The organism is Mycoplasma enhydrae, from assembly GCF_017116825.1.
In the GTDB taxonomy this organism is placed as follows: Bacteria; Bacillota_I; Bacilli_A; order Mycoplasmatales; family Metamycoplasmataceae; genus Metamycoplasma; species Metamycoplasma enhydrae.
Window position 1 is genome coordinate 97,798 of record NZ_JAFIRD010000001.1, and the last position, 13,436, is coordinate 111,233.

The following is a 13,436-nucleotide window of genomic DNA, read 5'->3' on the forward strand; positions in this document are numbered from 1 at the left end:
TGTATGTTAGTGCATACTTAAATTATTTAATTATTATAAACTATAAATTTATTATTGATAATTAAATTGACAATAGTAATTAGTTTTAAATTATAGAAAAATCTAAAATTGTCAATATTTTACGTTTAGAACTATAATTTTATTATGTTTAAATTTGAAGATGTGAAATTAGTAGAATTACCTGAGAAAGTCTTGCGTGAAAAATCACTTGATATTGAAATACCATTATCACAAGAAAACATTGATTTGATTGAAAAAATGATTTATCATGTTTCTGATAGTCAAAAAGATAATACCAAATTTAGACCTGCTGTGGGTGTAGCTGCTGTGCAATATGGAATATTAAAAAAAATATTTTATATTTTAATTACAGATAATGAAAACAATGTAATATTTAGTGATGTTTTAATCAATGCTAAAATGTTAGGTCATTCCAATCATAAAATTGCTTTATCAGAAGGTGAGGGTTGTTTAAGTGTTAATGAAAAACACCCCAACCAAGAAGGTTATGTTCCAAGATATTCAAGAGTTATTGCTGAAGCTTATTCCTATTTTGAAAAGAAAATAAAAAGATATGAACTTTCTGGATATCCAGCAATTGTTTTTCAACATGAATATGACCATTTAGGTGGAACACTATTTATTGATAGAATAAATAAAAAAGAACCTTGAAAGAAAGACAAAAACCTAGTTTTATTATAAAAAAAGCCTTGAAATTAGAAAATTTCTGGGCTTTTATATTATTTAAATTAGTTATTAATTTTTGGATACTTTAAATTTTAGAGGTACTGAGAATTCAAATTCTTGGTCTGATGGTTCTATATAAATTCCATACTCAGCTCGATATTTACCTAGTCTTTCAGTGTTTAAAGAAAGAGTCAATAATCTAGCTTTGAATTTTAGCTTCGAATTATCAATTCATTTTTCAGTATCAAAGTTTTCTAAAATTATTTCGGACGTGAGCATTAATGGAAAAAAGAAATTACTATTAGTATCAATATTAGGTAGTAATTTTATACTTTTTGTTCCCCTATTAATTGGTATATCTTTAGTTAAGGTTCACGATAAACTAATTGGATCATATTTATTAGTTTTTTGTTTTTGATTAAATTCATCAATAAATTTTTTAAGTTGACTTTTGTATTCAATAACTTTATCTTTTGGCGGATTTTTGGTTATATCAATAGGCAAAAATAAATTAAATATAATTTTACTTTTAATATCTTCTAAAAATTTTTTACTAAATTCTTGTTTTTTAGATTTTAAGGCTGATTCATTAAATTTAACCGTTTCATATTTAGTCTTGATTGGAAAGTTTTTAATAACAAATTCTACTTTTTGACTTCTATTTTTTCGAAATGCCAAATCAACATATAATATTTTTTTAGATATTGAATCAATTATAAAATTGTTTGCTTGAACTGAATAATTGTGTTTGTCATTACTGAATTTTATGTAATCTTTTAAAACCTTAGATTTTTTTAAATCATCATTTTCATTTGCTAGCTGAGTCATTATTTGTTCTGGATTTCCATCTAGCTCAATATTTTCCTTTTCAATGGCAATTCCATATTTTGAAGCGCCATATTCTTTATATTCTTCATAAATAACCTGAGGGACACTGTTGTATCAATATGTTAGTAAGAAACGTGGTTTCATTGTAATGACAACTATAGTAGTAATTAATACTGCCGACAGTGCTACAGCGGTTGCGCTTCAAAAAGCAATCTTCTTAATCTTTGCTGCTTTAACTACTTTTTTAGCAACTTCTTTATGTTTTAGTTTATCTTCGTCACTTATTTCTTTATCTATTGAATCTTCTCAATCGAAATCTTCATTATTTTTTTTAGACATTATTTCTCTACTTTCACCTCAAATTCAGTTGTTTTTGTGTCCTCATTAATATCTGAAATATCAATGTTATGTGTGTCTTGTTCATCAATATCTGGAAGAACTTCAATTTTAATATTTTTAGTATCTCCTGATACAGAAGTTGTTGGTAATTCTTCAAGATTATTTTCTTTAAGAATTTCATTAAAATCTAATTCAGTAGTTTTTTCCATGTCTAAATTTGAAGGGACAATTTCTTTTGTACTCTCATTAGTATTATTCAATCCATCAAAATTAAAATACTCATATTCACTAGTTTCTTCATTAGATTCTAACTGTTCTTCTTCTAAAATATCTTTAGATAAATTACTATGACTATCATCGTTTTCATCATCTTCTAATTCCACTGAATTTGAATCAGAGATATTTGAGTTTAGTTCTTCAAAATTATTATTAAATGATATCTCTTCTGTTTTAAATTCATCTGATAATACATCCATTTCATCCACTTCACCAGCAGGGTTTTCACCTAAATTTTCATCCTCAAACGAATCTATTTCTTTACTTAGCTCAGCTTTATCTTGAGAATAATCAACTGCATAGTCATCAATTTCTTCAGAATCATCATTATTTTCATCGCTTTCAGAACTAGAATCTATATTTGATTCTTTTTCAGAAATTACATCTTCTATTTTAATATCAGAAACCGGTTCATCTGATTTATAAGCAACATCATTAATAGTTAACGTTTTTGTTACAAACAAAGGTGGGTCAATTGGATTTTTAATTTGTTCATTCGAACGAGTTTCTTCTTCAATAATCATTCTTAGATAATTAAAGATTTTATCTTTATTAATAGGTCATTCAATTTCAGACACATAAATAATTGGATATTCTTTTGATTCTAAGAATTTTATACTATCCATAAATACTAAATATTTTTGATAATCATTTTTGTAAGCAAAATTATCCAAAATAAAGCCCTGAACCATTTTTTTGTTGATTTTATTAATTAACACAATGTCAATTGTTTTAGTACCAACAGAATAATTTAGTTCAAACCTGAAATCCGGTTTATTAACAATTAATTTCTTTAAATCATCTATTACGTCTACTTTGAATTTTAAATCTTCAGGTATTGCTTGAATTCTTGTAGCCAAAAAATCATTAGTTTCATCAAGATAATTTTTTTGTTGTTCTAAAGATAAGTCTAAGAATTTTAGCCAGTCTCTAAACATAATCATATCAGCTGTAGATTTTTCAGAAATCTCAATATCTTCTGCATATATAGATTTAACTACCATTACTTTTTCACGCGCTCTTGAAATGGCGACGTTTAAAGCGTTTTTACCACCATTTCTAGCAACGTATGTATTTTGCAATGAAGTATTTTTGTCATAAACCACTGACATAATAACTAAATCTGCTTCATCTCCTTGAACATTTTCAATGTTTTTGATTATTATTTGTTCATTCATTAAAGCTTCTTCTAAAACAGGTTCTATTCCGAATATATTATTCATTAAATAATCTTGTTGTTTAGAGTTGAATAACAGAATAATGATTTTCTTGTATTTCGATAGATTTTGTCTTACTAATTCGATAACAGTTTTTCCTTCTTGCTCGTTCATACTATTATCTCATTTACCATCAACTTGAATAACTTCTATTGCTTTATCATTTTCTAAAGATAATTCATAATTGTCAATAACATCTAACTTAGATTCATAGAAATGCTTAGAAGAGAAAGTCATTAATGTGGCTTTTTTAGAACGGTAATTTTTGTCTAATAAAACAGAATAAACACCTAGAACCATTGCATAATCTAATAATGATTTTATGTTACCAAAATCATCTTCTTCATCAAAGCTATATGATGCTGAAAACCATCTGGTAGGTTGCATTTGCTGATTATCTCCTGCCAAAATTTTTCTTTTAGCTAAATATAAAATTGGAATTCCTTTTTCTAAGAAAACTTGAGATGATTCATCTAATATAGCATAGTCAAATTCTTCTTTTTGTCACATTGATAAATCAAGTTCAGGGGTTGTTACTATAATTGGAAACAATAACTTAATCATTTCTTTATGTTTATGGAAGAATTTGTAAGGTTTTAGGCTACCTATTCTAATTGCCATTGCAAAAGCTGTGTACTGTCTTTTTTGTTCTTCACTAAAATTGTTAATTTTTTCAAAGGTTTTTTCCAAAAGAATTTTTGTTAATCTTTTATCATCATTTAATTTAACTGTTTTAGAAATCAATATTTTTTTGTATTGTTCTGAGAAATTCATTATTTCTTCATATGTAACTAAATTTACATATTTTAAGGCTTGGTTGATATCAATAGTAAATAAAGATTCATCTTGTAACAAAACATCAGCCATTCTTTTAATATTTCCAGGCACAATGCTAAAAATTCAATGTTTCTTTTTTAAATTTAGTTCATATAACTGTTTAATAATTTCTTTACGGTCACCTATAACATTTGAAAAATTGTATTTTAAACTTGTATCTAGTTGTTTTAAACTATCATAAGTTTTTTCACTAAAGTTACCATTCATTATTGAGGCATAAAAATTAATAATATTATTTAAATTAGGAGTTCGTTTTATTAAATTAACATTATCTACATAATTTTTATCTTCATCTGAAAAAACTGAAAATCCTTCTTCTCGTTCAGTTTTTTGATAATTTTCAATTAAATATATAAATTCTTTTAAAGGTTCATAAAATGTTTCTAGTCTTAGGTGTTTATCATTTAAAGCAAACAAACAAAATATTGATAATTTCTTCATTCTGTTTTTCAAAACATCAAGAGCTGCTTTCTTTTGACTTACTACTAGAGCTGTATAGCCTCTAGCTATAATATTGGTTATTAAATTGGAAATTGTTTGAGATTTACCCGTTCCAGGAGGACCTCAAATAATAGTGTCTTGATATAATGAAGAAACTGTAGCAACATCTTGTGAATAATTGGTTTCTTGAATTTTAAATAACTTAAAATTATCATCAAAAATTACTTTTTGCACTTTTTGACGATAGACATTTTTATTTACATTTGGCTGTAGTATTTTGTCAAACTCGTCATTTTCAATAATTTTTTTCATTTGGTTTCATAAATAACCAGATGATACATTAAAGAATCCTAAAACAATTCCTGAATGGAACATAATTGAAGTGTTTTTAATACTTTCAACATTTAAATTTTTAATTCCTTGTCTTAGGTTATCTGGTAATGAAAATAAAGGAGACCATATTTCTTTCAATTTTTCAAAAACTTCTCTTATAGATAATCCTGAAAAATCAAAAGAATCAACATCAAGTGAAAAACCTTCTTGGTTTAAAAATGTTACTAATTTACTATTAACTCTTATATCTGAATTCGAGCTTATATAAACTAAAGAGTTTTTAATTTCAACCATTATTTCTTTAAAAAATAAAGGAGCATAAATAGTTTTATTTTCAGTTTTAATTGATATGTAAAAAAAGCCAATATGCAATGGTCAGATATTAGTTTCAATATTTATGTTTTGAGCCTTATTTAAAATTTTCTTTCATTTTACAATTGATTTTTGAAACTCTGTTTCTTGTTGAGCAATAATTAAACTTCTAGCCTTTTCTAAATTAGAGGTTAACATTTTAAAAATATGGTCATCAAGTCTTTTATTGTAATCTTTAAAAATATTAATAATTTCAGTTTTGTTTTTAGCTTCATTAACTTTTTCAGCAATGGCACGATTAGCAGCTTCAGCTAAAACGCAGTTAAAATTAAATTTGTTGTATATTTCTTCAAAAGTACTTTCACCAAAATTTTTATAAATATCGAAATATCTTTCATTGTCAATTGTGCTAAAAAGTGAAGAGTCATATGTATCAATGTTTAATAGGTTAGCCATTAAACTTTGATATTTTGTGTTGTTTGAATCCATTATTTTACCTCATTATTAATAAGCTCTTCTACATATTTGGCAGTGTTACCCAATACTAAAGATATGCTTTGGCTTTGTAGCGCAATGCCACTTACACCATCTAATTTTTTCAGTTCTAAAGCATTTACTTTCTGTTTATCATCAAAAAAGATTTTAAGAATTTTTTGAGTAGAAGAAGTGGATTTTATATTTTCTTTTCCTCCTAAACTTCTAATCATATCTTCTAAATCAAAACTTATTTTTGTGCTCTTTGATAAGTAGTCTTTTTGCTTGTTTTGTCTATATTTTTTCTTTCAATAAATTAGTATGAAACCAAAAGTAATTATTATTAAAAAATAGTATAAAAATTTATTTTTTCCATTCACTATTAAACCCCCAATTCACTTTAAGTCTTTATAAAATTATATTTTAATTTATAATTAAAGGCACAAAAACAACTTTATTTAAAAATCAAGGTTTTATTTTGTTGTTTTTATCAAAAAATTAGAGTAATTTTAATTTTTTAAAACTGATACGATAATACTGGTAAAAAATGATATTAATATTTATTAATATTAATTTTTAAACCAAAAAGTAATAAAATTAATAGTGACTTTATTTTTAGTGTATCTTAAAACACAAGCAAGGAGAATAGATGAACAATAAAAAAAGACTATTGAGCGGAATTACAGCAACAGGAAAACTTACATTGGCTAATTACATTGGTGCAATTAAAAACATGGTTAAACTACAAGAACAATATGACAGTTATATTTTTATTGCCGACTTACATGCTCTAACATTGCCAATAGACCCGAATGTTTTAGCTGAAAATCGCAAGAATATTTATGCTTTATTTATGGCATGTGGCATAGATACATCTAAAACAACCCTATTTTTCCAATCTGATGTACTTGAACATGGATTAATGAACTGATTAATTTTAAGCCAAACCACAATAGGTGAACTTTCAAGAATGACCCAATTTAAAGATAAATCTTCTAAGGTAAAATCATCTAATGGTATGGAAACAATCCCTACAGGTTTATTAATGTATCCTACATTAATGGTAGGTGATATATTGCTATATGATGCTGATTTAGTTCCTGTGGGAATTGACCAAAAACAACATGTTGAATTAACAAGAAATCTCGCTCAAAGATTAAATAATAAATTTAAATTAGATTTTAAAGTTCCTGAACCTTTTATTCCTGAAGTAGGGGCAAAAATAATGTCTTTGGTTGAATCTACTAAAAAAATGTCAAAATCAGATATTAATGAAAAAGCTTCAATTTATTTATTGGATGATCCAGATAAAGCTTACAAAAAAATATTAAAAGCTGTGACTGATTCTGAAGGCAAAATTTATTTATCAGATGATAAACCGGGTATTAAGAACTTGTTAACAATATATTCAGCTCTAAAAGATATATCTTTAGAAGAATCAGTTAAATTGTTTGAAAATAATAACTATGGAGAATTCAAACAAGCTGTAGGTTTAGAAGTTAAATCCTTTTTAGAAAATATTCAAGAAAAATATAAACAAACTATACTAAAAGTAAATGAAGAAGCTATAAAGGGTGCTAAAAATGCTTCTAAAATAGCAAATAAAAATCTAATTAAATTAATGAAAGGTTTAGGTTTAAATAATGAAAGCAAATAGTAAATTAAATCATTCAACCAGCCATTTACTGGCTGCTGCTATTTTAAAATTATATCCAAATACTAAACTAGCAATAGGCCCCTCTATTGAAGAAGGTTTTTATTATGATTTTGAATTTGAACAACCTATTTTAGAATCAGACTTGCCAAGAATTGAAAAATTAATGAAAAAAATGGCAGAGCAAGGATATGATACTAAACAAGTAGGAATCGAACATTTTAATTTTGATAACCAACCTTATAAAAAAGAATTATTCGATGAATTTAGTAAAGAAAAAAAACAAATAACTTTTTTTCAGTTTATTCATCCTAAAACAAATGAAATTTTATTTACTGACCTGTGTGCTGGTGGACATGTCGAAAACACAAAAGAAATTAAACACTTCAAATTATTATCAACAGCTGGCGCTTATTGAAGAGGCGATTCAAATAACAAAATGTTAACTCGTATCTATGGTACTTCTTGAGAATCAAAAGAAGACTTAGAAAAATACTTGGAGATTTTGCAAGAAAGAAAAGAAAGAGATCATCGAAAAATTGGTAAAGAATTAAATATATTCACTTTTAATAATTTAAGTGGACAAGGTTTGCCAATTTGATTAGAAGATGGTATGAAAATACATAATTCTATTAGAAATTATGTACTTAAGCTTGATAAAAAGTTTGGTTTCAATGAAGTTTTAACTCCGCATTTTGGTGAAAAGAAATTATATGAAATGAGTGGTCACTGAGACCATTATCAAGATACAATGTTCAAGCCGATTAAAATGGATAATGAGATGTTAGTGGCAAGACCTATGACTTGTCCACATCATATAATTTTATTTAATTCTACAAGAAGATCATATCGTGATTTACCAATTAGATATTCAGAACAATCAAGATTATATCGTTATGAAAAATCAGGTGCTTTAAGCGGACTAGAACGTGTTAGATCAATGGATTTAACTGAAGGACACGTATTTGTTAGAACTGACCAAATTAAAGATGAATTTAAGCATTTATACAAAATGATACTTCAAGCTTTAAAAGATTTTTCAATTGAAATCGACCACGTTTCTTTATCTTTAAGAGACCCTAAAGATGAAACTAAGTTTTTTAAAGATGATAAGATGTGAAATAAGGCTGAAAATGACTTACGTGAGGTTTTAAAAGAGCTTAAAATTGAATACAAGGAATTTATCGGAGAAGCAGCTTTCTATGGTCCTAAGGTGGATTTCCAAGTTAAAACAGTGCTTAATAGAATAATCACAATGTCAACATTACAATTAGACTTTTTATTGCCACAAAAGTTTGATATGAAATACGTTGATGATAAAGAACAATTACAAAGACCTGTATTAATTCATAGAGGTCTAATTGGTACTTATGAAAGATTTATAGCCACTTTGCTAGAGCAAACTAAAGGTGTATTACCATACTGACTAAGTCCTAGACAAGTTACAATATTACCAATAAGCGATAATCAAAATGAGTATTGTCAGAAATTATATGAAGAGTTTATTGATTTAGATATAAATGTAAATGTTGATTTAAGACATGAAAGAATTAATAAAAAAATAAGAGAAGCACAAATTCAAAAAACAAAATTTATTATTGTAATTGGTCAACAAGAAATAGATAATAATTCATTTGCAGTCAGAGAATACGGCAGTGAAAAAACAACAACTTATACAAAAGATGAATTTTTGAAAAAAATCTATGATTTAAAATGTAATCTTAAATAGAAAAAATCAGGTGTAACTATCTACATCTGATTTTTGATTCAATTAAAAAAGATCTCCTTTCTATTAAAGAACTAGAGATCAAAATATATTTTTAGTAAACTTTAGCAATACGTAGAGCAATTAAAATAATGTTAATTACAATTAATACTGCCAAAATTGTAAACATTGTTCAAAATGTTTTTTGTTGTCTTCTTTTAGCATGTGCTTGATTGCAAGATGCTGGTTTAGTTTCTGAAACTGCCACTGGAACTGGAGTTGGTTTTGTTTGAGCAACTACTGGTTGTTCAATTGTTTCTTCTACAATTGTTGTCACTGTTCTTTTTTTAACAGTTGGTTTATCAACCAATTCTTGTTTTTCTAAATATTCAATAACATTTTCGTTAGCTACTTTTTCTTTAGATAGTGTTGCTAAGATAATTTGAGCTTTTTCAATATTAACACTTCCTCGGTATGCTCCATCTCTGTGGAATCAAACACGAGTTTCGTTTTTGGTTTTTTCACTTACTCTGATAAATTCAGAAACTGCATCTTTAAAATCTGGGAAGCTTCCTGAAATTTTTTGATTAGCTTTTTTAAAGTTGAAAGTAATATTTCTATTTTTATCAAATTTTTCAGAGATATAGTATTTTTCTAATGTGCTTTTTGCCATTTTTTTCTCCTAAATAATTAATCTATATGTTTATCAACACGATACATACATAACAATAATTTTAGAATATTAATTGCTTAATTTATTAAAAAAAACGCTAAAAACTTCCGTTTTAGCATTTTTGGGGCTTATTTTTGAATATTTATTCACTTTTTCAATGTTTTTCAATGTCGCTTCAATGTTTTTTCAATATATTAAACAATAAATTATGAACTTCTATACTTCAATAAATCAATTATTTTATCAACGTTTTCAGTACTTAATATAGGCTTCAAATTCTTTTTGATTTGATAAAAAGTTTCATAGAAATTATCAAGTGTTGTGTATGTTAAATGTGAAGGTGAGTTGTGAATTTCAAAATTATTAATTTGATTAAAAACAAGAATACCAACTATTGGCAAATTATTAGGCAAAATAGGTATCAAATCTTTAATGTTTTTGTTTAGTTTTCACAGTGGATTATAAATATAATATTTTGCTCTTGGTCTTGTGATATATCATTCACGATTGCCAAAACTTCCTTCAATCATTTTGCCTTCATAATTAAATTCATTAATTACAAATAAGCCAAAACTATTAACCATAATTAGACCAGATTCAAATGTTTTAGAAGCATTAGAATAATTTGATTTGGATAAATATTTATTATTAGAAACTAAATTTGAAATTTTGGATAATTCAGAAATTAAATCAACTTGATCTGAAGAATCGGGGTTAAGTTTGGCTTTTTTCTTTTGTTTAATTTTTTTAAGGATGAGTAAAGTGGCAACAGTTATTACAAGAGCAGCTACAATAACACACACGCAAATTATAATAATTAGTTGTTTGTCCATAATTTAGAATTCCTTTACTTATCAATAATATAGTTATTTAGCTTAAAAATTTTAATTTTGTAATCTGGAATGAATTTTTTTACAATGTTTCAAAATTTTGGACCATGATTGTGCTCTAATTTGTGTGCAATTTCATGGTATGCAACATATTTAATTAAATCTTCAGAAAAATATTTTAAATCAGAATTAATGTTAATTTTATTATTAGAAGTATTAATTGTTGCTCAAGTATTTTTTTTATTTCTTACGATAAATGTCAGTTTTTCATAAGTTTTCAAAATCAATAAACTAGCTTCATTAGCGTACTTTTCAAAAATCATTTTTAGTTTTTTATCAGTATGATTATTAATTAAAGAGGTTATTTCTAAAACGGTGTTTTTATTTTTGGGTTTTTTGATGTAATCAATTAGTTCGTTCTCACTTGAAAAAATAGATATTGAATAATCATTAATGCTAAAGTTGACTTTTTGACCGAAATAATAAAATGTTTGATTATCAAAATCAATTCCTAATTTTTGTTTTGAACCATAGGTTTTTTTAAAACCTTCTTTTTTAATCTGCTTTTTCATTGAATTAATTAAAAAAGTTTCAAACACAGATCCTGACAAATTATAAAAAGCACCTCTAAGACTAAAAATTCCATTGTCATAAGTTAAATAAACATTTTTAGCTTTAGTATAAAACACTTGAATTTCATACTCTTTTCCATCAACTGTCCTTTTTATGATTTCAGAAACGCTTTTCATAATTATTAATTTTATATAAATTAAAGTTATTTACAAAAAAATAGTAATAATAAGCAAAAAGTGTTTAAAAAGCAAAAAAAATGTGTAAAATTATGTATGCTAATTTATTTTTAGCAAGAAAGGCAAAAAATGGCAAATATTAAATCAAAACAAAAAGCAATATTATCTAATAAAAAGGCAAATGAACGCAACTCAGCTATTAAATCAACAGTTAGAACTGCTATCAAAAAAGCTAAATTAGCTGCACAATCTAAAAATGAAAAGACTGCTGAATTAGTTGCTAAAGCACACCACGAAATTGATAAAGCCGTTTCTAAGGGTGTATTACACCAAAATAATGGTGCAAGAAAAGCTAGCCGTTTAGATGCGTTTATTGCTAAAGAAAATAATTAATTTACTCAATAATGAATTTTAAAATCAAGTAAATTATCTTTTAATTAAAAAACATCAGATCAAATAGTTATCTTTAATAAGATAATTTATTCTAAATCTGATGTTTTTTGTTTATTTTTTAGAGATTCATATTTATTAACTTTTTTGGTTTTTGGTTTTTTGATTAAGAATACCAATACAAATTCACCCTTAAGATTTTGGTCATTTAGCATATTTTTAATTTCAGCTGCTGTACCTTCAAAATCTTGTTCATGAATTTTGGTTAATTCTTTGCATAAATATAACTGTGCTTCTGAGCCAAATACTTCATTAAAATCATCTAATGTTGCCAGTAATTTGTAAGGTGAAATGTATGAAACATAAACTCCTTCTGACAATTTTTTCAATTGATTTTGTCTCTCTCCAGATTTATCTTTTAAAAAACCTAAAAAGCTAAAACTGGAGCCTAAATTTGATTTGATAAAAGCATGAATCATAGCAGTCGGACCGCCAATTACATCAATAAATATATGATGTTTTTTTGCTTCAGATATCAAATTAAATCCTGGGTCAGAAATGCAAGGCATTCCAGCATCAGATATTAAAGCTACATTGCGATCTTTAACTAAATCAATTATTTTAGAAGTAATTTGGCGTTCATTAAATTTATGATATGAAATCAGCTTTTTATTTTTAATATCATAATGGTTTAGTAGTCTTTGGCTTAATCTAGTGTCCTCGCACAAGATCATATCAGCCTCTTTTAAAACTCTAATGGCTCGAAAACTTATATCTTCTAAGTTTCCAATAGGAGTTCCAACTATTGACAGTTTATTAGCCATAGTATTTCTCCAGTTCCACTAATAAATAGCTTTTTTGTAAATTAAAATTAGCTGATTTATTTAAATTTTTTTTCACATTTTCTATCAGCTTAATTATTTTATATATCGGAACATAATCAAAATCCGTTTGAGAAATTTTGTGGTTTTTTAAAATTGTCATTTTTTTTAGACCTTTTTTAATACGATAAATATCATTAAAAACTAAATTCATAAAGTTTAAAAAAACTTCTTTATTGCTATAGTCTAGTGTTTGAACAATTAAATTTAAAAAAGTTTGAGGATTTTTATAAGATTCAGATATTGAGTTAGCTAATTTATCAAATAAACTAATTGATTCTTCATTGTATTCACTATTTGTTTGACTAAAAAAGCTATTATAGGGTTTATGTGAATCAATTTCACTTAAAATTGTATTATAAATTTCAATTATTAAAGCTCTCGATTTAATTGTTTTAAGTACTTGTGATATGTAATTACATGTCATTAAAACAATGGTGTTTTGAGGAGGGTTTTCTAAAAATTTTAGTAAGCCGTTTAATGATTGCAAACTACCATTTTCAACATTGTTAATTATTAAAAATTTTCTTTTATTAGGATTTAAATTACTAGTTTCAGAAACATCATTTATTGCACCCAAAACCGAATCCTTGGTTAATGATGTTTTGTTTTGACCAATAATAAAATATAGTTCACCAAATTTTATGTCTTTTAAAGAAGTAATATTTTCACCATTTATTTTATTAATAAAATAAAGAATATATTCATCAAAAGAATCCATCTCTTTTGATGATAATAAAAACACCTGACTAAGCTTATTTTTACTAATTGAATTATTAATTATTCTCTCAAAATTTTTTGAAACCATAA

At 25.7% G+C, this 13,436-nt stretch carries 12 protein-coding genes; 4 read left to right on the forward strand and 8 right to left on the reverse strand.

What is annotated here, in order from left to right; translation table 4 throughout:
* Positions 1 to 144 precede the first annotated feature (144 nt).
* The gene (gene def, locus JXZ91_RS00435) at positions 145 to 702 is read left to right on the forward strand and encodes a peptide deformylase (RefSeq protein ID WP_205851048.1); all 558 of its coding nucleotides are present in this window, start codon (positions 145 to 147) and stop codon (positions 700 to 702) included.
* Positions 703 to 756: 54 nt separating this feature from the next.
* Here def and JXZ91_RS00440 read toward each other — a convergent pair whose 3' ends face one another.
* The 3 genes from JXZ91_RS00440 to JXZ91_RS00450 are packed head-to-tail and all read right to left on the reverse strand — an operon-like array spanning position 757 to position 6,124.
* Complete coding sequence (locus JXZ91_RS00440; protein WP_205851049.1) at positions 757 to 1,854, reverse strand: hypothetical protein; 1,098 nt, start codon at positions 1,852 to 1,854, stop codon at positions 757 to 759.
* The gene (locus tag JXZ91_RS03550; RefSeq protein ID WP_205851050.1) at positions 1,854 to 5,759 is read right to left on the reverse strand and encodes a DEAD/DEAH box helicase; all 3,906 of its coding nucleotides are present in this window, start codon (positions 5,757 to 5,759) and stop codon (positions 1,854 to 1,856) included. Before JXZ91_RS03550 ends, JXZ91_RS00440 begins: the two co-directional genes overlap by 1 nt.
* Positions 5,759 to 6,124 carry a PTS glucose transporter subunit IIB gene (locus tag JXZ91_RS00450; protein WP_205851051.1) on the reverse strand — a complete coding sequence of 122 codons (366 nt, stop codon included), beginning with the start codon at positions 6,122 to 6,124 and terminating at the stop codon, positions 5,759 to 5,761. Before JXZ91_RS00450 ends, JXZ91_RS03550 begins: the two co-directional genes overlap by 1 nt.
* Before the next feature lie 269 nt (positions 6,125 to 6,393).
* Here JXZ91_RS00450 and trpS point away from each other — a divergent pair, with 269 nt between their 5' ends.
* Positions 6,394 to 7,401 (forward strand): tryptophan--tRNA ligase, encoded by a 1,008-nt coding sequence (gene trpS, locus JXZ91_RS00455; RefSeq protein ID WP_205851052.1) that lies wholly within the window; start codon positions 6,394 to 6,396, stop codon positions 7,399 to 7,401.
* Positions 7,388 to 9,127 (forward strand): threonine--tRNA ligase, encoded by a 1,740-nt coding sequence (thrS, locus tag JXZ91_RS00460; RefSeq protein ID WP_205851053.1) that lies wholly within the window; start codon positions 7,388 to 7,390, stop codon positions 9,125 to 9,127. Before trpS ends, thrS begins: the two co-directional genes overlap by 14 nt.
* Before the next feature lie 91 nt (positions 9,128 to 9,218).
* Here thrS and JXZ91_RS00465 read toward each other — a convergent pair whose 3' ends face one another.
* The 3 genes from JXZ91_RS00465 to JXZ91_RS00475 form a co-directional block, all read right to left on the reverse strand.
* Positions 9,219 to 9,776 (reverse strand): hypothetical protein, encoded by a 558-nt coding sequence (locus tag JXZ91_RS00465; protein WP_205851054.1) that lies wholly within the window; start codon positions 9,774 to 9,776, stop codon positions 9,219 to 9,221.
* Between the two features lie 206 nt (positions 9,777 to 9,982).
* Complete coding sequence (locus JXZ91_RS00470; RefSeq protein ID WP_205851055.1) at positions 9,983 to 10,609, reverse strand: NERD domain-containing protein; 627 nt, start codon at positions 10,607 to 10,609, stop codon at positions 9,983 to 9,985.
* Positions 10,610 to 10,623: 14 nt separating this feature from the next.
* A complete protein-coding gene (locus JXZ91_RS00475) occupies positions 10,624 to 11,355 on the reverse strand; it encodes a M48 metallopeptidase family protein (RefSeq protein WP_205851056.1) in 732 nt (243 codons plus the stop codon).
* Positions 11,356 to 11,484: 129 nt separating this feature from the next.
* Between JXZ91_RS00475 and rpsT the strand changes: the two genes are divergently transcribed.
* Complete coding sequence (gene rpsT / locus JXZ91_RS00480; protein WP_205851057.1) at positions 11,485 to 11,748, forward strand: 30S ribosomal protein S20; 264 nt, start codon at positions 11,485 to 11,487, stop codon at positions 11,746 to 11,748.
* Between the two features lie 86 nt (positions 11,749 to 11,834).
* Here the strand turns inward: rpsT and rsmI are convergent, their stop codons facing one another.
* Positions 11,835 to 12,569, reverse strand: coding sequence for a 16S rRNA (cytidine(1402)-2'-O)-methyltransferase (gene rsmI, locus JXZ91_RS00485; protein WP_205851058.1), 735 nt, complete (start codon positions 12,567 to 12,569; stop codon positions 11,835 to 11,837).
* Positions 12,562 to 13,434 (reverse strand): DNA polymerase III delta subunit-related protein, encoded by an 873-nt coding sequence (locus JXZ91_RS00490; RefSeq protein ID WP_205851059.1) that lies wholly within the window; start codon positions 13,432 to 13,434, stop codon positions 12,562 to 12,564. Before JXZ91_RS00490 ends, rsmI begins: the two co-directional genes overlap by 8 nt.
* Between the last annotated feature and the right edge of the window lie 2 nt (positions 13,435 to 13,436).